The organism is Streptomyces sp. NPDC005576, assembly GCF_042871745.1.
Taxonomy (GTDB): Bacteria; Actinomycetota; Actinomycetes; order Streptomycetales; family Streptomycetaceae; genus Streptomyces.
Genome location: NZ_JBIAJC010000016.1, coordinates 147391 through 169781 on the forward strand (window position 1 = coordinate 147391; position 22391 = coordinate 169781).

Here is a 22391-nt window from a genome sequence, read left to right on the forward strand (position 1 = left end):
GCGAGCACGTCAGGACCGGGGCCGCGGGGGCGCGGCCCCCGGCAGCAGCCGTTCCTCGATCAGCGCTTTGATCCGGTCCTGGTGCTGGAGGGGGAAGAAGTGGCCGCCGGTGAAGGTCAGCACCTCCGTGGCGCCGGTGGTGTGGTCCTCCCAGGCCCGCGCCTCCTCGGGTGTCACCTTGGGGTCCTCGCTGCCGGTCAGCACGGTGACCGGGGCTTCGAGGAGGGGGCCGGGGTGGTACCGGTAGCGCTCGATCGCCCGGTAGTCACCGCGGAGCGCCGGCAGGATCATCTCCACCAGCTCCGGCTCCTCCAGCAGGGCCGCGGGGGTGCCGCCCTGCCGCACGATCTCCGCCAGCAACTCCCGGTCGTCGGCGAGATGGAGCTTCTCCTCGCGGTGGGTGGACGGCGCGCGGCGCCCGGAGACGAAGAGCGCGGCGGGCCCCCTCCCGGTGGCCGTCGACAGCCGGCGGGCCGTCTCGTACGCCACCACCGCACCCATGCTGTGCCCGAGGAACGCGGGCGGCGCGTCCCACCAGGGCTCCAGTACCCGGGCGAGTGCGTCCGCCAGGTCTCCGAGGTTCTCGGCCGGCGGCTCCGCCCGGCGCTCCTGGCGCCCCGGGTACTGCACGGCCAGCACCTCCACCCGCGGGTGGAGCAGTGCGGAGAGCGCGAACCAGAAGCCCGCGGACCCGCCGGCGTGCGGGAAGCACACCAGGCGGCCGGCGGCGCCGGGGGACGGGTGGAAGCGCCGGATCCAGAGTCCGGTGCCGAACCCGGTCGTCATGCCCGTACCTCTTCCTGGTCGCGCTCGCGTGCCCGGTCCCGGCCGGGCCGGGGCAGTGCGGCGAGCAGTTCGCGGGTGTACGGGTGCACGGGACGGTCGAAGATCTGCTCCACGTGCCCCGACTCGACCAGCTCACCGTCCTTCATCACGATCACCCGGTCGCTCACATGGTGGACGACACCGAGATCGTGCGAGATGAACAGCAGGGCGAGACCCAACTCCCTCTGGAGTTCGGCCAGTAGATCGAGCACCTGCGCCTGGATGGACACGTCCAGCGCGGAGCCCGGTTCGTCGCAGACGATCAGCCGGGGCTCGGTGGCCAATGCCCGTGCGATGGCGACGCGTTGACGCTGACCGCCGGAGAGTTGCAGCGGACGCCTGTCGGCGACGGCCGCCGGCAGACCCACCTGTCCCAGGAGCTCCGAGACCCGCGCCGAGCGGGTCCGCCCACGCGGCACACCCGCTCTGGCCGCGGCCTCGGCGACGATCCGCCGCACTGTGTGCCTCGGGTCGAAGGAGCCGAGCGGGTCCTGATGGACCACCTGGAGATGGCGCCGCCGATCGCGGCGAGCCCGTTCGGGCAAGCCGCTCCAGGCATCTCCCCCGAACCGTACGGAGCCCTCGTCCGGCTCCACCAGACCCAGCACGATGCGGGCCGTCGTCGTCTTGCCGGAGCCCGACTCGCCGACCAGCCCCAGGGTCTCCCCGGCGCCGATGCGGAACGAGACGTCCCTCACCGCGGTCCAGGAGCCGCCGCCGGGCGCCCGGAAGCTCTTGGAGACGCCCGCCACCTCCAGCAGCGCCGGACCCGTGCCCGCCGCGGGGTCGTCCTCGCCCGCCGGGACCACATCCGTCGCCGTGGCGATTGCCGTCGACACCGTCGCCGCCGTCGCCCGCGGCCGTGAGGCGGCCGGTCTCGCGGGCGGTGCCCCACCGGGGTGCCAGCAGAGTGTGAGGTGCCCGTCTCCGTCGGCCGTCGCCGCGGGGAGCCCGGCACGGCACCGTTCGTCGGCCAGGAGGCAGCGCGCCGCGTACGGGCAGCCGTCCGGTCCGGCGGCGGGCTGCCGCGCGGCGGCCACGGAGAGCGCGCGCCCCTTGGAACCGATCGTCGGCACCGCCGCCAGCAGGGCCCTGGTGTACGGGTGCCGGGGCTCCTCCAGCACCTCGGCGGCCCGCCCCTGCTCGACCACGAGGCCGCCGTACATCACCGCGACCCGGTCCGCGAGCCTGGCCACCACCGACAGGTCGTGGCTGATCAGCAGGAGCGCGGTTCCCTCACCGACCAGTCTGCCCAGCAGGTCGAGCACCTGGGCCTGCACGGTCACGTCCAGCGCCGTCGTCGGCTCGTCCGCCACCAGCAGCTCCGGGGCACCCGACAGCGCGGAGGCGATCAGGGCACGCTGGCGCAGTCCGCCGGAGAGCTGGTGCGGATACTCCGCCGCCCGCCGCTCCGGGTCGGGGATGCCCGCCTGCGACAGCAGCGCGAGCGTCCGCTCCCGTACCCCGGGACCTGCGGCGAGGGAGTGCTCGCGCAGCGTCTCGTCCACCTCGGCGCCCACCGTACGCAGCGGGTCGAGCGAGACCAGCGCGTCCTGGAGCACCAGGCCGATGCGCCGCCCCCGTAGCGCACGCCACTGGCGCTCGGAGAGGGAGGTGAGGTCGGTGCCGTCGAATGCGAGGCGCCGGGCCGAGACCGAGGCGTGGGCCCCGGTGAGGCCGAGCAGCGTGCGGGCGGTCACACTCTTGCCCGACCCCGACTCACCGACCACGGCGAGGCACTCACCCCGGTCCAGCGTGAGGGACACGTCACGGACGGCGCGCACCTCCCCGTCCCGGCGGAAGGTGACGTCCAGCCCTTCGACGGTCAGCAGCGGAGACACGGTGGGCCTCATCGGGCGGACCTCCGGGTGAAGCGCTGCTGGGCGTAACGGCCGACGACATTGACGGCGATCACCGTCGTCGTGACGGCCGCGCCGGGGAACACGCCGATCCACCAGGCCGTCTGGAGGAAGTCGCGCCCCGCGGAGAGCAGGGCCCCCCACTCGGGCGAGGGGGCGGCGGGGCCGAGACCCAGGAAGCTGAGCCCGGAGGCGGAGATCAGCGCGGTGCCGAACCCCACCGTCGCGAGGGTCAGCAGGGGCGCCAGGGCGTTCGGCAGGATGTGCCGCAGCACGATCTGCCGGCGCGGCAGGCCGAGGGCGACGGCCGACTCGATGTAACCGGAGCCGCGGACCACCAGCGCCTCCGCGCGGACGAGCCGGGCGTAGCCGGGGACGAAGGCGATGCCGATGGCCAGCATGACGTTGACCGTGCCGGTGCCCAGCACCGTCACCACCAGCAGCGCCAGCAGGAGTCCGGGCAGGGCCAGCAGGATGTCCGCCAGCCGCATCAGGATTCCGTCCGCCGCCCGGCCGCCCAGTGCCGCCGCGAGACCGGTCAGGGCCCCACCGGCGACCGAGACGACCGTCGAGCCGAAGCCCAGCAGCAAGGACGGCCGGGCACCGTGGAGGACGCGCGAGAACAGGTCCCGGCCCAACTGGTCGGTCCCCAGCCAGTGCGCCGCACTCGGTCCCTTCAGGGCGTCGAGCGGATCGATCGCGGAGGGCGGGACATCGGTGAACAGGCCGGGTGCCGCCGCGATCACCACGACGAGCAGCAACAGGGCACCCGCCAGCACCACGGTCGGCGGAACGGACAGGAACGCTCCGGCCCGGCGCCCCCGCGTTCGCGGCGGCGCGGAGACGACGGCGGCGGGACCGGCGGCGGTGGGTTCGGGGACGAGGGTAGGTGGCATGGGTCAGGCGCTCCTGAGCCGCGGGTCGATGACGGGGTGGAGCAGGTCCACCACGGTGGAGATCACGACGAAGACGCAGGCCGAGAGGAGCACCACACCGATCACCACCGGCATGTCCTTGGCGCTCACCGCCTGGAGGACGAGCGAGCCGATTCCGGGCCTGCCGAACACCGTCTCCACCAGCACCGCGCCCCCGATCAGGGACCCGGTGAGCCACCCCGTGAGGGTGAGCAGAGGCACCGCGCAGTGACGCAGCGCGTGCCGGAGCCGTACCGCGGTCCTGCCCACCCCGCGCGAGCGGGCGGTGACCACGAACGGCTGCTCCAGGGCGGCTTCGAGCCCCTCACGCAGTACCTGGGCCAGCACCCCCGTGAGAGGGAGCGCCAGGGTGACGGCGGGCAGTACCAGCGAGGCGAAGCCCTCCGCCCCGGCCACCGGGAAGACGTGGAACCGGAAGGAGAAGACCGTCAGCAGCACGATGCCGACCCAGTAGGACGGGGTGGAGGCGGAGACCAGCTCCCCGACCGAGGCGATCACGCGGAAGGCGGGCCGGCGCCCGGCCGTCGTCACCGCGGACACCACCGCGAGGACGACGGCCAGGACCAGTCCGGAGAGGGCCAGCTGGACGGTCGGCCAGAGCTGGTCCCCCAGCAGCGAACCGACCGGCCGCTGGAGTTGGTACGACTGCCCCAGGTCGCCCTGGAGGAGACGCACCAGATAGCGCAGGTACTGGTCGGCGACGGGCCGGTCGAATCCGTACTCCCGGGCGATCTCCGCCCGCACCTCGGGGGAGCCCGCGTTGGAGGGGCCGAGCAGGACGGAGACGGGGTCGCCGGGGATGAGCTGGAGAATGAGGAACGCCAGGGTCGCGGCCCCCAGCAGCACGGCCGCTGCCGAGCCCAGCCGTCGGGCGATCCCGCCGGCCAGGGCCGTCGCCGACGCCGTCACTTCTCGGCCAGCCAGGCGTCGTAATAGGTCAGCCAGTTGCTCGCGTTGAACGTGAGCCCCTTCACCCGGTCGGACTGCCCGACGAGGGAGACCTGTGTGTACAGGGGGACGACGACCGCGAGATCGATGCCCCGCTGCTGCACCTTCGGGTAGACGTCGGCACGGGTCTTCGCGTCCAGCGTCGCCCGGCCCTGGTCGGTCCACTTGTCGAAGGAGGGGTCGGTGAGGAAGGTGGCGTTGATGCCGCCCTTGGCGGGCGCGCTGCCGGAGTTGAAGAAGAGCCACAGCACGTCCGGGTCGAACCGGGGCCAGCTGAGGTCGATGATGTTCGCCTTGCCGCCGTAGACCTGTGCGTTGTACGTACCGATGTCGACGTTCGGCCGCTCGACCTCGACGCCGATCTTCTTGAGGTCCGCCTGCACGGCCTGTCCGAGGACGTCACGCCCCTCGCGGGTCGCCTGGATGGACAGCTGCGGCCACTCCACGGTCAGCCGCTTGCCTGCCTTGGTGCGGTACCCCTGGGCGTCCTTGCCGGTCCAGCCGGCCTCGTCGAGGAGCTTGGCGGAGAGCTTCGGGTCGAAGGGCCAGCTCCCTTCGAGGGACTTGTCGTAGTTCGGCGTGGTGGGGCTGATGGGGCTCCAGGCCCGGGGGTACTGGCCGAAGGTCACGGTCTTCACGTCCTGCTCGACGTCGATCCCGCGCTGGATGGCCTTGCGCACGCGGACGTCGTCGAGCGGTGCGAGCGAACCGTTGAGCCAGAGGTTGTAGTTGCCGCCCGGGTTGGCGCGGGAGATGAGCTGGAGACCGGGGGTGGCCTTGAGCGCGGTGACGTTCTGCGGCGGAATCGCCTTGGCCACCTGCACCTGGCCACTCGTCAGGGCGCCCGCACGCACGGAGGCGGTGGGCAGGAACCGGACGACCACCTTGTCGAGGTAGGCGGCACCGGTGTGCGTCGCCGTTTCCGGGGCCCAGGCGTAGTCGGGGTTGCGGGTGAGAGTCGCCGACTGGCCCTTGGTGTAGGCGCTGAAGACGAAGGGCCCGCTGCCCACGTCGGCGGGACCGCCGGCGGCGAGTTTGCCGGCGCCCGCCTTGAGCGCCTCGGGGGAGTAGAAGCCCAGGTAGGTGGTGCTGGCCGCCTGTAGGAAGGGGGCGAATGCCTTGGAGAAGTGGACCTTCACCGTCTGCGGATCGATGACGTCGGTGCCGGTGTAGGGGCCGAGCAGGTTCGCCGCGTACAGCGACTTGGTCTCCTTGGCCACGATGTGGTCGAAGTTGGCCTTCACGACCGAGGCGTCGAACTTTGATCCGTCGGTGAAGGTGACGTCGTCGCGCAAGTGGAAGGTGTAGCTCTTGAAGTCGTCCGCCACCTCCCACTTGGTGGCGAGCCACGGATGGAACGTGCCGTCGGAGCTCTGCGAGACCAGCGAGTCGAACACCCCGCGCGCGATCTCCGCGGTGACGTCCTGGGTGCTGGCGTGGATGTCCCAGGAGACGGGTTCGGTGTCGACGGCGGTGGTGAGCGTTCCGCCCGGCACCGGCTTGTCGGAGCCCGCCGCCTTGGCGGTGATGTCACCCCCGGACGAGCAGGCGGAGAGGAGAAGGAGACCGCTCACCCCCACCGCGAGGGTGCGGCCGAGTCCGGACAGGGCGGGGCGCATGGCGAAACTCCTGGAGTGGATGCCCGCGCGGGGGCGGGAGGTTAGGAGGGAAGCGTGGGACGGGGAAGGCGTCGGCTCAGTCACGCCGGGCTCCCGCGGCGAGGGCGGAGGCGCCCACGATCTGCAGGGAGGCGTCCTCGCCGGGGGCGTGCACCCCGACGGACTGGATGTCGCGGAAGTGCCGCTCCAGCGGATTTCCCTGGGCGAGCCCCGGGTTGCCGAGCAGGCGCACCGCGGTCTGGACTGCGGTGGTGACATGGCGCACGACCAGGACCTTCGACGCCAGGGCGTCGGCGCCCGATACCGGCAGGCCCCGGTCCACCCGGTCGGCCGTCGCGAAGATCAGTTGCTCGGCGGTGGAGAGGAGGGTCTCGATCTCGCCGGCGGCGTGACGGAAGCGGTCCGTCGTGGCCAGCGGACGGCCGAGCGCTGCGGGCACCCGCTCGTGGCCCCAGGCGGTGGTGAAGCTCTGCGCGGCCCGTGCCACCCCCAGGTAGAGGGAGGACGAGAGCAGCATGGTGATGCTGCCCGGCAGCGTGCCGGGGGCCGGGGGCGTTCCGGGGTGCTCCAGCTCGTGCACGTACTCCGCGGGGATCTCGACGTCCCGGAACTCCACCTCGTGGCTGCCTGTCGCGCGCATCCCCAACTGGAACCAGGTGGGCACGATCTCGATGCCGGGTGTACCGCCAGGAACGATGAAATTGCCCACCCGGGGGGAGGGTTCGTCGGTCACCGCCCAGACCAGGAAGTAGCTGAGGCCCTCCGCGCCGGTGACGAACCGCTTGCGTCCGCTGAGCGACCAGCCGTCCGCCGTCCGCCGTGCGACGGTCGACGGCAGACCGTGGGTGGACGACCCCAAGTCCGGTTCGGCCCGGGCGTGGTTGAGCAGTGTCGGACGCTCCGCGGACTCCGCCAGCACCCGGGCGTAGAGCTCCTCGGGCCACGGGCTCCGCGTCTGGAGCAGGTGGGGGACGATGGTCATGCCGGCGATGAGCGCCGTCGACGGATCACCGCGGCCCACCGCCAGCAGGATCTTCGCGACCTCGGTGAAGGTAGCCCCGGACCCGCCGTAGCACGCATCGACTCCGGCGGTCAGAAGCCCCTTCTCATGCAGTAGTTGAATCGGCTTCTGGGGGAAGGCCCCGGTGCGGTCGTACTCGGCGGCGGTGGCCGCGAGCGAGGCGGTCACCTCGTCCAGTCGGTCGAGGGCGGCGGGTATCGGCCGGCTCTCGGTGGCGTGACTCATCGGCCCTCCAGCGTGGCGCGGAGGGAGAGTTCGCAGGCCATGGGTGTGTCCTTGGTCGTGGGTCGGGGAGTTGTCCGGCCACGTGGGGCGGCGCGGCGGGCAAGGGGCGTGACGGTGCTCCGGGGCGCGCGCTACCGCCGGGCCGCGAGGGACCCGGGCGTACGGCGGCCATGGGGGGGTGAAAGCGTGATCAGGAGGGGCACGCGAAGGCGCGCGGTCGTGCGGGAGGAGGTGGTGTTCACCGGAGTCCGGCAGGACCCACGCGTCGGCTCAGCGACAGCTGGTCGACCAGACCTTTCCGAAGTCCACGACTCGGCACTGGGTCAGACGTGGCGTCAGGTGTTCGCTGAGACCGTGATGGCATGCGGCAGCGCCGGCCGGGTACCGGCTGGAATCGCTCACCATCTCAGGCCTGAACATGGCACTGAGCATGCAGGAACAGTGCACTCTGCGTCCAATGCCGAATACTGATCGGGACCGATCGTGTGCACTTATCGATGACGATCCGCTCGGGCCCGCCGAGTGGGAGCCGGTGTCGTGCCTCCGCCGCCACCGCTGTTTCCGCAGGCCCGGCAGGGGTGGGCGGGCGGAACGGTACGGCACGAATACCGACCGGGACAGACCCTCTCCCCGCCCCGGCCGTCCGGCGTGGTGGTGCGTACGGCGCGGACGGGAGCTCGTGCCTCCTGGCTGGTTCCGGGTGGGGGCCCGGACCGCGGCGGAGCGGTCTCCTGCGAGTGGCGGAGCCGTCCGGTGGGCGGGGGCGGCGGGCAGGGGCCGGTAAGGCGCCCCGCCTTGATCCGCCGGACCACCCCCGAGGCGCATCGCCGTGCCCCACGCCCGCGATGCTCTCGACGCGCGGCTGCTCCCCACCTCCGTGCGGGGTGGGTGAACCGGCGCGCGCTGGGCCGATCAGGGGCAGGGTGCGCGCATGTGGATCAAGGCCGCCATCCGTTCAGGTGCATACCCCGCGCGACAGCTTTCGGTGGTGTTCGAAAAGGGTGATTATGCGGTGAACGCACCACTCGTCACGACCCCCACAGGAGTACACATGCTTCGCCGTATCGCGATCACCGTGGCTACCGTCGCCGCTGCCGGGCTGATGGCCGCAGGTCCTGCCGCCGCCCACGGCAACGACAACGGCGGTGAGTCCGTCGAGGTCGCCGCGGGCTACTTCCAGGCCGATGCTTCTCGTGAGAACGCCGAGTACCTCAACCTCGGTGGCCCGTACGGCATCACCTACGCCTCGGAGGAGCGCGAGGCCGCCTCGGTCGAGGGCGGCTTCTTCTGGGCCGAGTACCTGGACAACGACTGATCCGTACCGCACAGGACGGGGTCCGCTCCCATGACGGGGGCGGGCCCCGTCCGCGTTCACGGGCGCGGGCGCCGGCCGCTCCGGCATGGCGCCCGCTGCCCGAGCCGGCCCTTCTGGGCGCGGGTTTCGCGCGGGGAACGCCGACGCCGCCCCGCCGGAAGACTGAGGGCGGGGCGGCGTCGGCGTGCCGGGCTCGTACGCGTGCGGTCAGCGAGCGCGCTTGGCCGGTGCGGCCTTCTTGGTGGTGCGCTTGGCGGGCGCGGGCTTGGCGGTCGCCGTCTTGGCGGCCGGCACCCGCTTCGCCGCACCGGTCCCGCGGGCGGCCTCCTTCTCGGTGGACGCACCGCCGGTGCTGAGGGTGCCGGCGCTGGTTTCGAGGTGGGCACGGACGAACCACTGGAACTGCTCCAGTCCGCGCAGGTGCTCGATCAAAAGGTCCTCGGTGACCGGGTCGATGGAACCCACCTTCTCCACCGCCTCCCGGTGGCTCTCGATGATCCCGGTGTAGACGAGATCCAGGGCACCGAGGTGGGCGATCGCATCGGCCCGGCCGATGCTGTAGTCGTCCCAGGTGCGCTCGGCGACGAGCACGCCCGGTGTTCCCTGCGGCTCACCCCCGAGAGCCGAGATGCGCTCCGCCGCCGAGTCGGCCATCTCGCGTACGGCGACGGTCTGCGGGTCGAGCATCTCGTGGACCGCGATGAAGTGCGGGCCCACCACGTTCCAGTGGATGTGCTTGAGGGTGAGGGCCAAGTCGTTGAGCGCGTGCAGCCGCAGCTTCAGCGCGTCGATCACCTCTGCGCCCTCCGCGGTGCTGAGGCCGGGGACGGTGTACTCGGGGGAAGGGGTCTTGGACGGCATGTCGCTCCTGGTTCGCCGGACGGTCTACGGCCTCACGTCTGCCCCCGCATTCCCGCCTCTCACTCCCCTCGCGGCACTGTTCCACTGGACTGGGCCCCGAAGACGGTATCGGTCGGCCCAGGCCCGGGCCCGGCGGACCGGCGGGCGCCCCGCGGGGCCGGCGGGAGCGCCCGTCCTGCGCGGGGGGTGCCGTGGGGGATCAGCGGCGGCGGGCGGACCAGCCGGCGCCGATCCCCGCGACGTGCAGGGCGAGGGCGACCAGGCCGAGCAGCATGACGTTGCCGGACGAGAAGACGTCGTTCGTGGCGATGTCCGCGGCGTTGATCAGGAAGGAGATGAAGAACAGGACCGCTGCGATGATGGCGAGCATGGAAGGTTCCTCTCGGAAGGGGACGGCGGCGGGGCCGGGTCCGCGGAAGCCCGCCCTCTCCGGGCGGGACACGACCTCTAGTGCCCCCTGACGCCGTTCTCAGACAGGCCACTTCACCTTCACGGCGCCGTCGGGGCCGGGGAGCCGCGCCGCCCCGTTCGCGCCGCCCACGGCGGGCCGCGCCCCGCCGCTCGGTGCGAGGGGAGAACCTCGTGCAGTACGTTCGCCTCGTGGCCGATATCTACTGGTTTACTCGCCGATGAGCGATTCCTCGCTGGTGCTGTCGGTACTGGCGGCCGTGATCGTGCTGTTCTCGTTGAACCGGCTGCCTGTCGAAGCGGTCGCACTCGGCTCCGCGCTGGCCCTCGTGGGCATCGGAGTGCTGACGCCCGCCCAGATCTTCAGTGGATTCGGCGACCCGGTGGTGGGTTTCGTGGCGGCGCTCTTCGTGGTGAGCGCGGGCCTCGAAGTGACCGGGGTGACGGCCAGGGCGGGGCAGTTGCTCGCAGCCCGCACCGGGAGGAGCCGCCGGCGGCTGGTCGCGCTGACGCTGGTCTCCGTCGCCGCCCTGTCGGCGCTGATCACCATGAACGGCGCGGTCGCCGCGTTGCTGCCGGTCGTCGTGATGCTGGCGGTCCGGGTGGGCATGCCGCCGTCCAAACTCGTGATGCCGCTGGCGTTCGCCGCACACGCCGGATCGATGCTGGTGCTGACCGGCACCCCGATCAACGTGCTGGTCTCCGACGCGGCGAAGGAAGCGAGCGGCCGGGGCTTCGGCTTCTTCTCCTTTCTCTGGGTGGGGGTCCCGCTGGTCGCCGGTACGGTCGTGGCGGCCGTCTTCCTCGGTGACCGGCTGCTGCCCTCCCGGCGCCCGGCCGCGCTTCCGCCGGATCTGAGCAACCACACCCTCACCCTCGTCGCGCACTACGGACTCGGTGACCACCTCGGCGGCCTGGTGGTGTCCCCACGATCGTCGTGCGTCGGGAAGACGTTTCCCTCGCTCGACACCGGGGGCGGTGACCTCGTCGTGCTGGGGGCGCTGCGCGGGGGCTCGGACGACCAGGAACTGCGGACCACCGACGCCCTCGCCGCGGGGGACCAGATCGTGGTGCGCGGAACGCCGGAGGAACTGAACGCCTTCGCGGAGATCCACGGTCTTGTCCCGCAGCGGGCCCGGCTGGGCGAGCAGCGGGCCGGTGCGCTGGTCAACCGGGAGGTCGGGCTGGCGGAGGTGCTGATCTCACCGCGCTCGGCCCTGGTCGGCGCGCGGGTCTTCCCCGGCCTGCTGACGGAGGCCCGGGACATCGTGGTGCTCGCCGTCCACCGGGACGGACAGAACGCCGACCCGGGCAGCGTCACGCTGCGCGCGGGCGACACCCTTCTCCTGCACGGGTCCTGGCCGGCGCTCAGCGGCACCGCGGCGACCTACTCCGACGACCTGCTGCTGGTCGACTCACCCGCGGCGGTCCGGCGCCAGAACACCCCCGTGGGGCCGGCCGGACGGCGCGCCCTCGCCGTGATGACCGCGATGGTGATCCTGCTCGCCTCCGGGCTGGTTTCGCCGGCCGTCGCCGCCCTGCTCGCGGCCGTGGCGATGATCCTCCTCAAGGTCGTCTCGGTGCACGAGGCGTACGGGGGAGTGTCCTGGCCGACCGTGGTGATGGTCGGAGCGATGTTCCCGCTCTCCACCGCGATCATGAAATCGGGTGCCGCGGACTCCGTCGCCCGCCTCATCGTGGACATGGCGGGCAGTAGCCGGTACGCCCTGCTGGGCGGCCTCTTCCTCGTCACGCTCGTGCTCGGACAGTTCGTCAGCAACACCGCCACCGCACTGATCGTCATTCCCGTAGCGACCGCCGCCGCCCAGGAGGTCGGGGTCTCCGTGCTTCCCGTCCTCATGGTGGTCGCGGTGGCCGCCGCGGCCGCGATGCTCACCCCGGTGGCCACCGCCGCCAATCTCATGGTGTACGAGCCGGGGGGCTACCGGTTCGGCGATTACTGGCGCTTCGGCCTGCCGGTCGTCCTCTGGTTCCTGGTGGTGGCACTGACGGTGGTGCCCCGGGTGTGGCCGCTGTGACGGCAGGGCGCGCGGTGGGTGCCACGGGTGAGGGGACGCGGGCTCAGCCTGCTCGGGGCGCCCGGTCCGGGCCGTTCTCCTCAGCGCCGTTGGTCTGCTGGACCGTCACCGACCGTGCGAAACGCAGGGACGTCAGGAAGCACTCCTCGATCCGGTCCCCGTCGAGGCCCACCCACAGGTGGTCTGCGCCGTCGATCGCCCGGAAGTCGACCGGCACCCCGGCCTCGCGCAGCGCGGCGGCCAGCCGACGCCCCTGGGCGACAGGTACGAGCGTGTCCTCCGTACCGTGCAGGACGAGGAAGGGCGGCGCGTCCGGCGTGACCCGCTTCGCCGGGCCGGCGGCCGCGACGAGGTCGGGTGCCGCGTCCAGGGCCGACCCGATCAACAGCGCTTCGAAGGAGGCGGTGGACCCGGGGTCGAAGCGGCCCGGCGGACAGTCCTCCACCAGCGCGGCGAGGTCGGTGGGGGCGTACCACACCACGCACCCCCGCACCGGGGGGACGGCGGTGCCCGCCGGACCCGCGAGTGCGGTGAGGGCCGCGAGATGACCTCCCGCCGACGCCCCCCACAGGACGGTGCGCGAGGAGTCCGTGCCAAGTTCGCGGGACCGGGCGTGCAGCCAGCCGAGGGCGGTGCGCAGATCGTCGAGCTGGGCGGGGTAGACGGCTTCACCGCTGAGCCGGTAGTCCGCGCACGCCACGGCGAAACCGGCCGCCACCAATCGGGCGAAGGGGTCCTGCACGGCGTCCCTCAGGAGAGGGCCCATGTCGTCGCGGAGGCCTTGCCGCCAGGCCCCGCCGTGGACGAACACGATCACCGGGCACGGACCGGGGGCGTTCTCGGGCAGCCAGAGATCCAGCTCCAGCGGCCGGGCCCCGTCGATCACTCCGTACGGCACTCCGCGCACCAGGCGGACACCGGGGGACGGGTGAGCCGCCGGCGGCAGCGGCAGGGTCAGCGGGTTCGGCGGCGCGAGGAGCTCGAAGGGGAAGGGCGTGGGCACGGTTCGGTCTTCCTCGGGTGATCGGCCGGGACGGCGGGGCAGGTTGCCGGCCGGCCGTTCGACGAGGCGTGCGCCCCGGGCCGCCGGGCGTGTCCCACAGTAGTCGTCGCCGTACCCGCGCCGGTCGGGCGGTGCCCGGAGGCTCAACCCGGGGCGGGGCCCTGCCCGGCCTCCGCGGCCGACACCTGGTGCAGGGTACGCCCGGTCCGGGCGGAGCGTGCGTGGTACGGGTCGGGGGTGCCGGGCCGGTCGCGCACCGCCTGCTCGTCCTTGGCCTTGATCAGCAGCCACGCCTCCTGACCGCGCGCGTCCTCCTGGCCCGTCCGGAACCTGATCAGCGCGAACTCGCCCCGAAGCTTCTCGCCGTAGAGCCGGAAGGTGGCGTGGCCGCGTTCCAGGGACTCCGCGAACGGCACCCGCACCCCCTGCTCGTCGTGGCCGAGCGGCACATAGGTGCCCTGGTCCCAGACGATCACGGTGCCGCTGCCGTACTCGCCCGGCGGGATCACCCCTTCGAACTCGCGGTACTCCAGCGCGTGGTCCTCCGTGGGGACCGCCAGTCGCCGGTCGCTGGGGTTGTCCGAGGGCCCCTGCGGCACCGCCCATGACCGCAGTACGCCGTCGACCTCCAGCCGGAAGTCGAAGTGCATGCGCCGTGCGGCGTGGATCTGCACGACGAAGCGCGGCAGTGACGGTACGGATTCGTCCTGCATGCTGAACTCCCTCCGTCGCCCCCGGGCCGTTCCACTCCTCCCTCCACTGTGCCGCCCCGTCCCCACGGCCGCATGGCGGGCCGTGCCCCCCGTGCCCCCCGTGCCGGACCCGTCCCCGGCGGCGGGCAATAACATGAGCTCCATGGAACAGCGCACTCTCGGCAGGACCGGCCGTGACGTATCGGTCGTCGGACAGGGAACATGGCAGCTCGGAGGGGACTGGGGGGAGGTACGCGAGCAGGACGCGTTCGGGGTGCTCGACGCGGCGGTCGACTCGGGCGTCACCTTCTTCGACACCGCGGACGTCTACGGCGACGGCCGCAGCGAACAGCTCATCGGCCGCTATCTCAAGGACCGGCCGGACGCCGGCGTCTTCGTCGCCACCAAGATGGGCCGCCGCGAGGCCCAGGTCCCGGAGAATTACGTACTCGACAACTTCCGCGCGTGGAACGACCGTTCGCGGGCGAACCTGGGCGTCGACACCCTGGACCTGGTCCAGCTCCACTGCCCGCCCACCAGCGTCTACTCCAGCGACGCCGTCTTCGACGCGCTCGACACCCTCGTCGCGGAGCAGCGCATCGCCGCCTACGGGGTCAGCGTCGAGACCTGCGAGGAAGCCCTCACCGCGATCGCCCGCCCCGGCGTGGCGAGCGTGCAGATCATCCTGAATCCGTTCCGGCTGAAGCCGCTGGAGAAGGTCCTCCCCGCCGCCGTCGCCGCCGGCGTCAGCATCATCGCCCGGGTGCCGCTCGCCTCTGGTCTGCTCTCCGGCCGCTACACGGCCGAGACCGTCTTCGCCCCGGAGGACCACCGGACGTTCAACCGCCACGGCGAGGCGTTCGACCAGGGCGAGACCTTCTCCGGCATCGACTACGCGACCGGGATCGAGGCCGCCGCCGAGTTCTCCGCACTGGCGCCCGAGGGCGCCACCCCCGCCCAGACCGCGCTGCGATGGATCATCCAGCAGCCCGGCGTCACCAGCGTCATCCCCGGCGCGCGCTCCGTCGAGCAGGCGCGTGCCAACGCCGCCGCGGCCGCGCTCGCCCCGCTGCCGCAGCCCACCCTGGACGCGGTGCGCGACCTCTACGACCGCCGCATCCGCGCGAGCGTGCACGACCGCTGGTAGAAAGCGGTCCGGCTGGGGGGACGGGACGACCGCTCAGTCGTCCCCGTTCCCGTTCCCGTTCCCGTCGCCGTCCCCGCTGCCGTCCTCGCCGCCCGAGCCCCGCTGCCCACCGTGCTGGGCGTCGGACGCGGCGGGGGCGGGGGAGCCCTCACCCTGAGGGGTGACCCCCTGCGACGCACCGGTGCCCGGCGTCACGACGGGGTCGGAGTCGTGGCCGAAGATCACTGTGCCCAGATAGACGGCCACCACGAACGCGATCGAGCCCGCCACCGCGCTGGCCACCCGGGGGCGCCGCCGGATGGCCTCGCCCGCGGTGAGTCGGCGACCGCCGGAACTCGCTCCACCCCGGCCCGCCGCACGGCTGCCGGAGCGGCTCCCCGCCCGGGGGGCCGCCCGATTCACCGGTGGCGCCGCCCGTCGCCGCCCCCCGGACTGCCCCGTCCGGTGCCCCGGAGCGCCCGCGCCCCCCGGAGCGCCCGTCGGTACGGCCGAGTGCGCCCCGCCGCCTGCCGCTCCCAGCGGAGCGCGGCTCCCGCGCCACGCCGCCGTACGGAACCAGTCGGCCGCCTCCTGCGCGGTCGGCCGCTGCTCGGGCTTCTTGGCGAGCAGGCCCAGCAGATAGGCGTCGAAGGCCGGTGAGATGTCGACACCCTGGTCCCGCAGCGGTACCGGAGGCGTGTCGACATGCTGATAAAGCGTGGCGGCCGCGGTGTCCGAGCGGAACGGCGGGCGGCCCAGCAGCAGGTGGTAGATGACGCAACCCAGCGAGTACATGTCGGAGTCCGCGCCCGCCGTCCGGCCGAGCGCCCGCTCCGGCGCCAGATACAGGCTCGTCCCCACGATCTGACCGGCCGTCGTCAGCGCCGTCGAGGGATCGTCGACGAACTGGGCTATCCCGAAGTCGCCGATCTTCACGGAGCCTTCGGCGTCCAGCATGAGGTTGCCCGGCTTGATGTCGCGGTGCACCACCCCCTGGCGGTGGGCGGCGGCGAGTCCGGCCGCGGCGTCGCCCGCGATGCGCGCCACCTGCTCGGGGTGGACGCTCTCCTGGGCGGTCAGCAGATCGCCGAGACTGCGCCCTTCGACCAGTTCCATCACGAGATAGAGGCGGTCCTCCCAGGTACCGAAGTCGAAGACCGCCACCAGGTGCGGGTGGCTCAGCCGGGCGGCCGTCTGCGCCTCCAGCCGGAACCGTGCGGTGGAAGAGGAGTCGGCCCGGTCCCCCAGCAGCAGCTTGACGGCGACCGAGCGGCCGAGGACCTCGTCCGTCGCCCGCCACACCTCACCCATGCCGCCACGCCCGATGGGGGACACCAACCGGTACCGATCAGCTACCAGCACCTGTACACCTATCTCGAATTGTGGCCCGTTGCGTCAGCCGGGGCGACGCACGGTCGTGCTCACGAGGAGCGGGACGGGGCGGGGCTCGCGGCGATGATCAGGATATCTGTCCGGCGGACCCGATGTTACGGCCGGTCAGTTCCGGTACCCGTCGGGGCGCCCGCCGAGGCAGAGGCCGGGAGCGCGACGCCTCGGGCGGCACGACCGGCGACAAGTGACCGGCATCCGGCCCCCGTTCGGCGCGGGACCGGTGGTGGGCCGGTGCACCCGGGGGGCAGTACCCGGCGGGCCGGTGCTCAGCCGCGTACGGCGGCCGTTCGTCCCAGCGACTCCACCAGCGGCAGCACCCGGTGCGGTACCCGCTCGCGCAGCGCCACCTCGGTCCGGGTCCGCACCACGCCGGGCAACTGGATGAGCCGCTGGATCACATCTTCCAGATGGCCGTTGTCCCGCGCCACGACCCGGGTCAGCAGATCCCCGCCCCCGGTGGTCGAGAACGCCTCGATGATCTCCGCGACCTCCGCCAGCGCGTCTCCGACCTCGTCCAGGTGCCCCTGGGTGACCTCCAGGTGGACGAAGGCGAGCACGGGGTGGCCCAGGGCGGCGGGGGAGAGGACGGGACCCGTACCGGTGATCACGCCGTCCCGCTCCAGCCGGTCCATCCGGGCCTGGAGCGTGCCCCGGGCCACCCCCAGGATGCGGGCGTGCTCCCGCGCGCTGGTACGCGGCTGCTCGATGAGGAGCCGCAGGATACGGGTGTCGAGAGCATCCACCGCCATGGTGCGCCTGCCTCTTCTCGGAGGTGTGTGGGGGTGCCCCGAGCCTATCCCGGCCCCCGTGCACCGGACGGGCCCGGAAAAGCCACCGAGCGCTGTGCCGGTGGCGCAGCGCTCGGTGGGGACGTCCCCGTGGATCAGGCGAGGGTGGCGGTGTCGATGACGAAGCGGTAGCGGACGTCGGAGGCGAGGACGCGTGCGTAGGCCTCGTTGACCTGGTCGACGGAGATCACTTCGATCTCACTGCCGATACCGTGCTCGGCGCAGAAGTCGAGCATCTCCTGGGTCAGGGCGATGCCGCCGATCATGGAACCCGTGAGGTTGCGCCGGGCGCTGCCGAGGAGGAACCCGTGCACGGTGAAGGGGCCCGGGGCCGCGCCGACGTTGGCCAGGGTGCCGTCGAGCGTCAGCAGACCGAGGTAGGCGTTGATGTCGACGTCGGCGCTGACGGTGTTGACGATGAGGTCGAACCGGCCGGCGAGCAGGGAGAAGGTCTCCGGGTCGCTGGTCGCGTAGTAGTGGTCGGCCCCGAGCCGCAGGCCGTCCTCCTGCTTCTTCAGTGACTGCGACAGCACCGTGACCTCGGCGCCCAGGGCGTGCGCGAGCTTGACCGCCATGTGGCCGAGGCCGCCGAGGCCCACGACGGCGACCTTCTTGCCCGGTCCCGCGCCCCAGCGACGCAGCGGGGCGTACGTGGTGATGCCCGCGCACAGCAGCGGAGCGGCGGACGCCGGGTCCAGGCTCTCGGGCACGGACAGCACGTAGTCGGCGTCCACGACGACGTGGGTGGAGTAGCCGCCCTGGGTCGTGGAGCCGTCACGGTCGGTTCCCGCGTAGGTCGGGATCATGCCGTCCTGGCAGTACTGCTCGTCACCGGCACGGCAGTTGGCGCACTTGCCGCAGGAACCGACCATGCAACCGACGCCGACCCGGTCGCCGACCCGGTGGCGGGTGACTCCGGTGCCGGCCTCGACCACGGTTCCGACGATCTCGTGACCGGGAACGACGGGGTAGGGCTGGGGGCCCCAGTCGCCGTTGACGGTGTGGATGTCGGAGTGGCAGACACCGGCGTACTGGATGGCGATGAGTACGTCGCCGGGCCCGACGGCACGCCGTTCGACGGTGGTGGGCACCAGCGGCTCCCCGACGGCGGGGGCGGCGTAGGCGTTGACGCGCATGAGGTGTTCCTGTCCTGCGGTGGCGGTAGGCCGGCTCGGGGCGGGTCAGCCGGCCGGGGTGGCGGTGTACTCCTCGTCGGTGACGGGAGTCAGCCAGTGCACGACGGCGTGTTCGGCGTCGCCCTCGTTGATGGCCACGTGGACCATCAGACGGTCGGGTGCGGCACCGTGCCAGTGCTCCTCGCCCGCTTCGAACAGTACGCGGTCACCCGGACGGATGACTTCGACGGGTCCGCCCCGCCGCTGGCACAGGCCGACGCCCTCGGTGACGAAGACGGTCTGGCCCAGCGGGTGGACGTGCCAGTGGGTGCGCGCGCCCGGCATGAAGTGCACCAGGTTCGCGGTGACCCGGGAGGGCGCAGGCGCCGCCGCGACGGCGTCGATGTAGACATCACCGGTGAACCATTCGGCGGGACCCTTGGCAGTGGTGATCGAGCTCCGGGTGATCTGCATGGTCGTTCCCTTTCCGTACTGCCCGCGTGCGTGCGGCCCGTGCGTTCGCTTTCGGCCCTCCCGGGGCCGTCAGGGCTTGAGGAGTGCCTTGATGGCGCGGCGTTCGTCCATGGCCCGGTAGCCCTCGGCGACCTGGTCGAGGGGGAGGGCGAGGTCGAAGACCCTGCCGGGGTCGATGCGGTCGGTGAGGACGCGCTCGATGAGGTCGGGGAGGTAGCGGCGGACGGGAGCGGGGCCGCCGCGGAGGCCGACGTGGGAGAAGAAGAGTTCCTGGCCGTCGACGGTGACGTCGTGGGGGACGCCGACGAAGCCGACGTTGCCGCCGGGGCGGGCGGAGTGCAGGGCCTGGCGCATGGCCTGGGCGGTACCCACGCACTCGAGGACGCTGTCGGCGCCGATGCCGCCGGTGAGGTCCTTGACGCGCGCGATGCCCTCGTCGCCGCGTTCGGTGACGATGTCGGTGGCGCCGAATGCCAGGGCGAGCTTCTGACGGCTCTCGTGGCGGCTCATGGCGATGATGCGCTCGGCGCCCATCTCCCTGGCGGCGATGACGGCGGAGAGGCCGACGGCGCCGTCCCCGACGACGACGGCGGTCGAACCGGGCTCGACCTCGGCGGCCTCGGCGGCCCACCAGCCGGTGCCCATGACGTCGGACACGGCCAGCAGACCGGGCCAGTACTTCTCGTCCGGGATCTCGTCGGTGGCGACGAGAGTGCCCTGGGCGTTCGGGATGCGTACGTAGTCGGCCTGGCAGGTGCTCATGAACTCGCGGTGCAGGCAGTTCGACTGGTACCCGTTGCGGCAGTTCGCACAGGTGTTGTCCGAGGTCGCGAAGGAACCGACCACGAACTGCCCCGGCTTGACCGAGGTGACCCCGCTGCCGACCTCCTCCACGAGACCGACGTACTCGTGCCCCATCGGATGCGGGGCACCGATCGGCTCCAGACCACGCCATGCCCACAGGTCGGAGCCGCACACGCAGGAGACGGCGGTACGGATGATCGCGTCGGTGGGGTGGAGGATCTCCGGATCGGCCAAGGTCTCGAACCGGACATCACCGGGAGCGTGAATCACTGCGCCGCGCATGAGGAATTCCTTAGATGCTGGGGGGACGGGCCGCTGGTGCCCGTACGACGTGCCGGGGGGGCGCCGGCGGCGCCTTCGCTCTCGCCGCCGATGTCCATGGGGGGAAACCCGGCCGCCGCGCCGTCGCGCCGCGGCCGGGAAGTGCCCCGCTTTCCAGGTAACCCGCTTTCCGCGCGGCGAGCGAGTTACCGGTGGGGGGTGTACCGGCAGTACACCCCCCACCTCACCGTCGCCGCCGACGTCGTGGCGGTCGGCAACCGGTCTGCGGCACATGACCAAGGCCCTCGCGGCTCCCGCGCGGTGTGCGGGAACCGCCCACCGGTCAGAATCCGCCACCGCGAGTTCCCAGAGGTCCGGGATCCGGGCGCGGGCGGGGCGGCCGTCAGCGATCCAGTGGTCAAGACCTTTTCCGGGCGTTGAGGGCACTGTCCACCCCGATGAACCGGTCCTGTTTGGGCAGGGTCACGCCAAGGTCCCCAGTTCGTGCGAGGGCTGTAACGGGTCAGAATTCGGGCCATACCGGCCGAATGGGCACCTCCAGACCGGCCCGGGCCGCCACGTCCCGGTCCGCCACGCAGAGAACCGCTGCGCGCGGAAGGCCGTCCGCCGGCTGAGGGCCATGCCGCCGCCCGCAGGGCCGACCGGACTGGCCGCGTCCCCGTGGTGAACCGTTGGCTCTGTCATGGCCCAGCACATCCGCGAAAAGGTAAGCCGTTGGACCACTCACTCCGTCGCCGATTGAACCGTCGGTCAGGTGAATGGTGGAATGAGTGGAGCGATGGCGCTGCGGGACTCCGGTAGGGGGACCGCGGCGCCTTTCTCGTGCGCGCGTACAGGCTCGAACGGCCCCGTACGGCTTCGCGCAGACCTGGCTCATGCAAGTGGAGACGGAAGGGTGGGGCACCGTGCTGAGGAGGGCGTTCGTGGCACCGGATCCCGGGCGGATGCGGCTGCGGTTCGCGAGCCGGGCCGTGCTCGGCATCGGGCTGGCCGTCGTGGTGTGCGGGGTCACCGGACATTCGTTGAACGCCACCGTCGCGGGCGGGCTGTCCGCGTTGCTCGCACTCTTCACGGTCGGCGATCCCACGGTGCGCGGGCAGGCATTGACGACCGCGCTGCTCCCCGTCGTCGGCCTGCCGGTGCTGGTGCTCGCCGCCGTCCTGCACGATGTGCCGATCGCCCGGGACCTGGTGTTCCTCGCCGCCGTGGGGGGCGGGGTGTACGCGCGACGGTGGGGGCCGCGCGGTCACTCGCTCGGGGTGTTCGCCTTCATGACCTGCTTCATGGCGCAGTTCCTGCACGTCGCGCCGAGCCGGGTCCCGGAACTGTCCGGAGCCGTGCTGCTCTCGGTGGCCGCCTCGTCGGCCGTCCGGTTCGGGGCGTGGTGCTACGAGCGGCGGATGCCGGTAGCGGCGCCGGTGCCCGCCCCGGCCGGCGGGAAGGGGCTCGCGCGGATCACCACACGGCAGGCCGTACAGGCGGCCACCGGTGCCGGATTCGCGCTCGCGGCCGGACAGGTGCTGTCGGACCAGAGGTGGTACTGGGCCGTCGGCGCCACCTGGTGGGTGTTCGTCGCCACCACCTCGCGCGGGGAGACGGTGGTGCGGAGCTTCAGGCGGGTCCTGGGGACGGTGATCGGCATCGGGATCGGCTTCGCCGTCGCCGTACCGCTGCACGACCGGCCGGTCGCGGCAGCGGTGGTCATCGCGCTGAGCGTCTTCGGCATCTTCTACACCGCGGCCGTCTCGTACACCTGGATGATGCTCGCGGTGACCGTCATGGCGAGCATGCTGTACGGGCTGCTCGGCGTGCTCGACCCGGCGCTGCTCGTCCTGCGGGCGGGCGAGACGGCGATCGGCGCAGTGGGCGCCGTCCTGGCGGTTCTGCTGGTCCTGCCGGTGACCACGCACTCCGTGACCGAGGCATGGGTGGCACGGGCGCTGCGCTGTGTGCACGCCTGCACCGCCGAGGCCACGGCCCGGCTCGCCGGTGGCGCCGACGCCGACCCGGCGCCCCTGGTGGCCGAACTGGAGGCCATCCTCGGCCGCGTACGGCTCTCGCTGGCACCGCTCGTCCATCCACTGAGCCCGATGAGGGCGCGCAAGAGGCGGGCGCACCAGGTGCTCTCCCTCCTCGACGGCTGCGCCCGCGAGGTGCGCGGACTCGCCTCCGTCGCCGCCGACCCGGAGGCATCGCACGACGCACGGCTCGCCGCCGCCTGCTGGCGCGTGGAGGCCGCCGTGGAGGCGCTCACCGATCCGCCGGTTCTGGTCCGCCGCCGTGGGCACGCTCCGCACCCCACCCCGGCGCCGGTACACACCGAACCGGTCTTCGCCCATCTCCACGCGCTGGAGCAGGCACTCCTCGACCTGGCCGTGCCGCTCCGGAGGGCCGAGCCGGCGCCGGCGAGCGCCTGAGCGGTACCCGAACGGGCCGGGCGGCGACCCCGGCCCGGGGAGACACGGCGCCGAGGCGGCCCTCGGGTCCGGAGCCGGCCCGCCGGACTCCTCCGGCGGTGCCCGCCGCGCTCTCCGTCATCCCGCCCCTGCGGCACCATCGGCCCGTGCCAGGCCCTGCCGGGCCGGGAGCGCCTGCTACCGTCGGCCGTGCGGACCGCACGGCCCGCACCTAAACACCAGGTACGGGCATAAAAGGGGTAG

The 22391-nt window shown here is 72.5% G+C and carries 19 protein-coding genes; 4 read left to right on the plus strand and 15 right to left on the minus strand.

What is annotated here, in order from left to right; translation table 11 throughout:
* Positions 1–9: 9 nt before the first annotated feature.
* From ACFYPN_RS26970 to ACFYPN_RS26995, 6 genes are all read right to left on the minus strand, one after another.
* Complete coding sequence (locus ACFYPN_RS26970; protein WP_389301719.1) at positions 10–786, minus strand: thioesterase II family protein; 777 nt, start codon at positions 784–786, stop codon at positions 10–12.
* Entirely contained in the window at positions 783–2678 is a 1896-nt protein-coding gene (locus ACFYPN_RS26975; RefSeq protein ID WP_389301722.1) for a dipeptide ABC transporter ATP-binding protein, read from the minus strand. The genes ACFYPN_RS26970 and ACFYPN_RS26975 overlap by 4 nt, the downstream gene beginning before the upstream one ends.
* Positions 2675–3580, minus strand: coding sequence for an ABC transporter permease (locus ACFYPN_RS26980; RefSeq protein WP_358761203.1), 906 nt, complete (start codon positions 3578–3580; stop codon positions 2675–2677). Before ACFYPN_RS26980 ends, ACFYPN_RS26975 begins: the two co-directional genes overlap by 4 nt.
* 3 nt (positions 3581–3583) lie before the next feature.
* Positions 3584–4528 (minus strand): ABC transporter permease, encoded by a 945-nt coding sequence (locus ACFYPN_RS26985; protein ID WP_389301724.1) that lies wholly within the window; start codon positions 4526–4528, stop codon positions 3584–3586.
* The gene (locus tag ACFYPN_RS26990) at positions 4525–6186 is read right to left on the minus strand and encodes an ABC transporter substrate-binding protein (protein WP_389301727.1); all 1662 of its coding nucleotides are present in this window, start codon (positions 6184–6186) and stop codon (positions 4525–4527) included. Before ACFYPN_RS26990 ends, ACFYPN_RS26985 begins: the two co-directional genes overlap by 4 nt.
* A 76-nt stretch (positions 6187–6262) precedes the next feature.
* The gene (locus ACFYPN_RS26995; RefSeq protein ID WP_389301729.1) at positions 6263–7432 is read right to left on the minus strand and encodes an acyl-CoA dehydrogenase family protein; all 1170 of its coding nucleotides are present in this window, start codon (positions 7430–7432) and stop codon (positions 6263–6265) included.
* Between the two features lie 1051 nt (positions 7433–8483).
* Here ACFYPN_RS26995 and ACFYPN_RS27000 point away from each other — a divergent pair.
* A complete protein-coding gene (locus ACFYPN_RS27000) occupies positions 8484–8747 on the plus strand; it encodes a hypothetical protein (RefSeq protein ID WP_358761207.1) in 264 nt (87 codons plus the stop codon).
* A gap of 207 nt (positions 8748–8954) precedes the next feature.
* On the opposite strand, the gene ACFYPN_RS27005 is transcribed toward ACFYPN_RS27000, so the two are convergent.
* Positions 8955–9608 carry a DNA starvation/stationary phase protection protein gene (locus ACFYPN_RS27005; RefSeq protein WP_358761208.1) on the minus strand — a complete coding sequence of 218 codons (654 nt, stop codon included), beginning with the start codon at positions 9606–9608 and terminating at the stop codon, positions 8955–8957.
* A gap of 199 nt (positions 9609–9807) precedes the next feature.
* Complete coding sequence (locus ACFYPN_RS27010) at positions 9808–9978, minus strand: hypothetical protein (protein WP_358761209.1); 171 nt, start codon at positions 9976–9978, stop codon at positions 9808–9810.
* 259 nt (positions 9979–10237) lie between these two features.
* Here ACFYPN_RS27010 and ACFYPN_RS27015 point away from each other — a divergent pair, with 259 nt between their 5' ends.
* Positions 10238–12055, plus strand: a complete 1818-nt coding sequence (locus ACFYPN_RS27015) for an SLC13 family permease (protein ID WP_358761210.1) — start codon at positions 10238–10240, stop codon at positions 12053–12055.
* 43 nt (positions 12056–12098) lie between these two features.
* Here the strand turns inward: ACFYPN_RS27015 and ACFYPN_RS27020 are convergent, their stop codons facing one another.
* On the minus strand, positions 12099–13058 hold the full coding sequence (locus ACFYPN_RS27020; RefSeq protein ID WP_389301733.1) for an alpha/beta hydrolase fold domain-containing protein: 960 nt from the start codon (positions 13056–13058) through the stop codon (positions 12099–12101).
* Positions 13059–13201: 143 nt separating this feature from the next.
* Positions 13202–13771 (minus strand): DNA polymerase ligase N-terminal domain-containing protein, encoded by a 570-nt coding sequence (locus tag ACFYPN_RS27025; protein ID WP_358761212.1) that lies wholly within the window; start codon positions 13769–13771, stop codon positions 13202–13204.
* A 133-nt stretch (positions 13772–13904) separates the two neighbouring features.
* Here ACFYPN_RS27025 and ACFYPN_RS27030 point away from each other — a divergent pair, with 133 nt between their 5' ends.
* On the plus strand, positions 13905–14897 hold the full coding sequence (locus tag ACFYPN_RS27030; protein WP_358761213.1) for an aldo/keto reductase: 993 nt from the start codon (positions 13905–13907) through the stop codon (positions 14895–14897).
* Positions 14898–14930: 33 nt separating this feature from the next.
* On the opposite strand, the gene ACFYPN_RS27035 is transcribed toward ACFYPN_RS27030, so the two are convergent.
* From ACFYPN_RS27035 to ACFYPN_RS27055, 5 genes are all read right to left on the minus strand, one after another.
* Positions 14931–16187: a serine/threonine-protein kinase gene (locus ACFYPN_RS27035; protein ID WP_389301791.1), complete on the minus strand. Its 1257-nt coding sequence runs from the start codon at positions 16185–16187 to the stop codon at positions 14931–14933.
* Between the two features lie 347 nt (positions 16188–16534).
* A complete protein-coding gene (locus ACFYPN_RS27040; protein ID WP_358761214.1) occupies positions 16535–17017 on the minus strand; it encodes an Lrp/AsnC family transcriptional regulator in 483 nt (160 codons plus the stop codon).
* A gap of 134 nt (positions 17018–17151) precedes the next feature.
* Positions 17152–18192 (minus strand): NAD(P)-dependent alcohol dehydrogenase, encoded by a 1041-nt coding sequence (locus tag ACFYPN_RS27045; RefSeq protein ID WP_358761215.1) that lies wholly within the window; start codon positions 18190–18192, stop codon positions 17152–17154.
* Positions 18193–18237: 45 nt separating this feature from the next.
* Entirely contained in the window at positions 18238–18645 is a 408-nt protein-coding gene (locus ACFYPN_RS27050; protein ID WP_389301738.1) for a cupin domain-containing protein, read from the minus strand.
* Positions 18646–18714: 69 nt separating this feature from the next.
* Positions 18715–19731, minus strand: coding sequence for a zinc-dependent alcohol dehydrogenase family protein (locus ACFYPN_RS27055; protein WP_389301741.1), 1017 nt, complete (start codon positions 19729–19731; stop codon positions 18715–18717).
* Between the two features lie 944 nt (positions 19732–20675).
* Here ACFYPN_RS27055 and ACFYPN_RS27060 point away from each other — a divergent pair.
* The gene (locus ACFYPN_RS27060) at positions 20676–22148 is read left to right on the plus strand and encodes an FUSC family protein (protein WP_389301794.1); all 1473 of its coding nucleotides are present in this window, start codon (positions 20676–20678) and stop codon (positions 22146–22148) included.
* The last annotated feature ends 243 nt before the right edge of the window (positions 22149–22391 follow it).

What these genes read in the sequence shown, in the direction of transcription:
- ACFYPN_RS26970 (WP_389301719.1), bottom strand. Translation starts at nt 786, where the DNA reads ATGACGACCGGGTTCGGCACCGGACTCTGGATCCGGCGCTTCCACCCG.
- ACFYPN_RS26975 (WP_389301722.1), bottom strand. Translation starts at nt 2,678, where the DNA reads ATGAGGCCCACCGTGTCTCCGCTGCTGACCGTCGAAGGGCTGGACGTC.
- ACFYPN_RS26980 (WP_358761203.1), bottom strand. Translation starts at nt 3,580, where the DNA reads ATGCCACCTACCCTCGTCCCCGAACCCACCGCCGCCGGTCCCGCCGCC.
- ACFYPN_RS26990 (WP_389301727.1), bottom strand. Translation starts at nt 6,186, where the DNA reads ATGCGCCCCGCCCTGTCCGGACTCGGCCGCACCCTCGCGGTGGGGGTG.
- ACFYPN_RS26995 (WP_389301729.1), bottom strand. Translation starts at nt 7,432, where the DNA reads ATGAGTCACGCCACCGAGAGCCGGCCGATACCCGCCGCCCTCGACCGA.
- ACFYPN_RS27000 (WP_358761207.1), top strand. Translation starts at nt 8,484, where the DNA reads ATGCTTCGCCGTATCGCGATCACCGTGGCTACCGTCGCCGCTGCCGGG.
- ACFYPN_RS27005 (WP_358761208.1), bottom strand. Translation starts at nt 9,608, where the DNA reads ATGCCGTCCAAGACCCCTTCCCCCGAGTACACCGTCCCCGGCCTCAGC.
- ACFYPN_RS27010 (WP_358761209.1), bottom strand. Translation starts at nt 9,978, where the DNA reads ATGCTCGCCATCATCGCAGCGGTCCTGTTCTTCATCTCCTTCCTGATC.
- ACFYPN_RS27015 (WP_358761210.1), top strand. Translation starts at nt 10,238, where the DNA reads ATGAGCGATTCCTCGCTGGTGCTGTCGGTACTGGCGGCCGTGATCGTG.
- ACFYPN_RS27025 (WP_358761212.1), bottom strand. Translation starts at nt 13,771, where the DNA reads ATGCAGGACGAATCCGTACCGTCACTGCCGCGCTTCGTCGTGCAGATC.
- ACFYPN_RS27030 (WP_358761213.1), top strand. Translation starts at nt 13,905, where the DNA reads ATGAGCTCCATGGAACAGCGCACTCTCGGCAGGACCGGCCGTGACGTA.
- ACFYPN_RS27035 (WP_389301791.1), bottom strand. Translation starts at nt 16,187, where the DNA reads ATGGGTGAGGTGTGGCGGGCGACGGACGAGGTCCTCGGCCGCTCGGTC.
- ACFYPN_RS27040 (WP_358761214.1), bottom strand. Translation starts at nt 17,017, where the DNA reads ATGGCGGTGGATGCTCTCGACACCCGTATCCTGCGGCTCCTCATCGAG.
- ACFYPN_RS27045 (WP_358761215.1), bottom strand. Translation starts at nt 18,192, where the DNA reads ATGCGCGTCAACGCCTACGCCGCCCCCGCCGTCGGGGAGCCGCTGGTG.
- ACFYPN_RS27050 (WP_389301738.1), bottom strand. Translation starts at nt 18,645, where the DNA reads ATGCAGATCACCCGGAGCTCGATCACCACTGCCAAGGGTCCCGCCGAA.
- ACFYPN_RS27055 (WP_389301741.1), bottom strand. Translation starts at nt 19,731, where the DNA reads ATGCGCGGCGCAGTGATTCACGCTCCCGGTGATGTCCGGTTCGAGACC.
- ACFYPN_RS27060 (WP_389301794.1), top strand. Translation starts at nt 20,676, where the DNA reads ATGCGGCTGCGGTTCGCGAGCCGGGCCGTGCTCGGCATCGGGCTGGCC.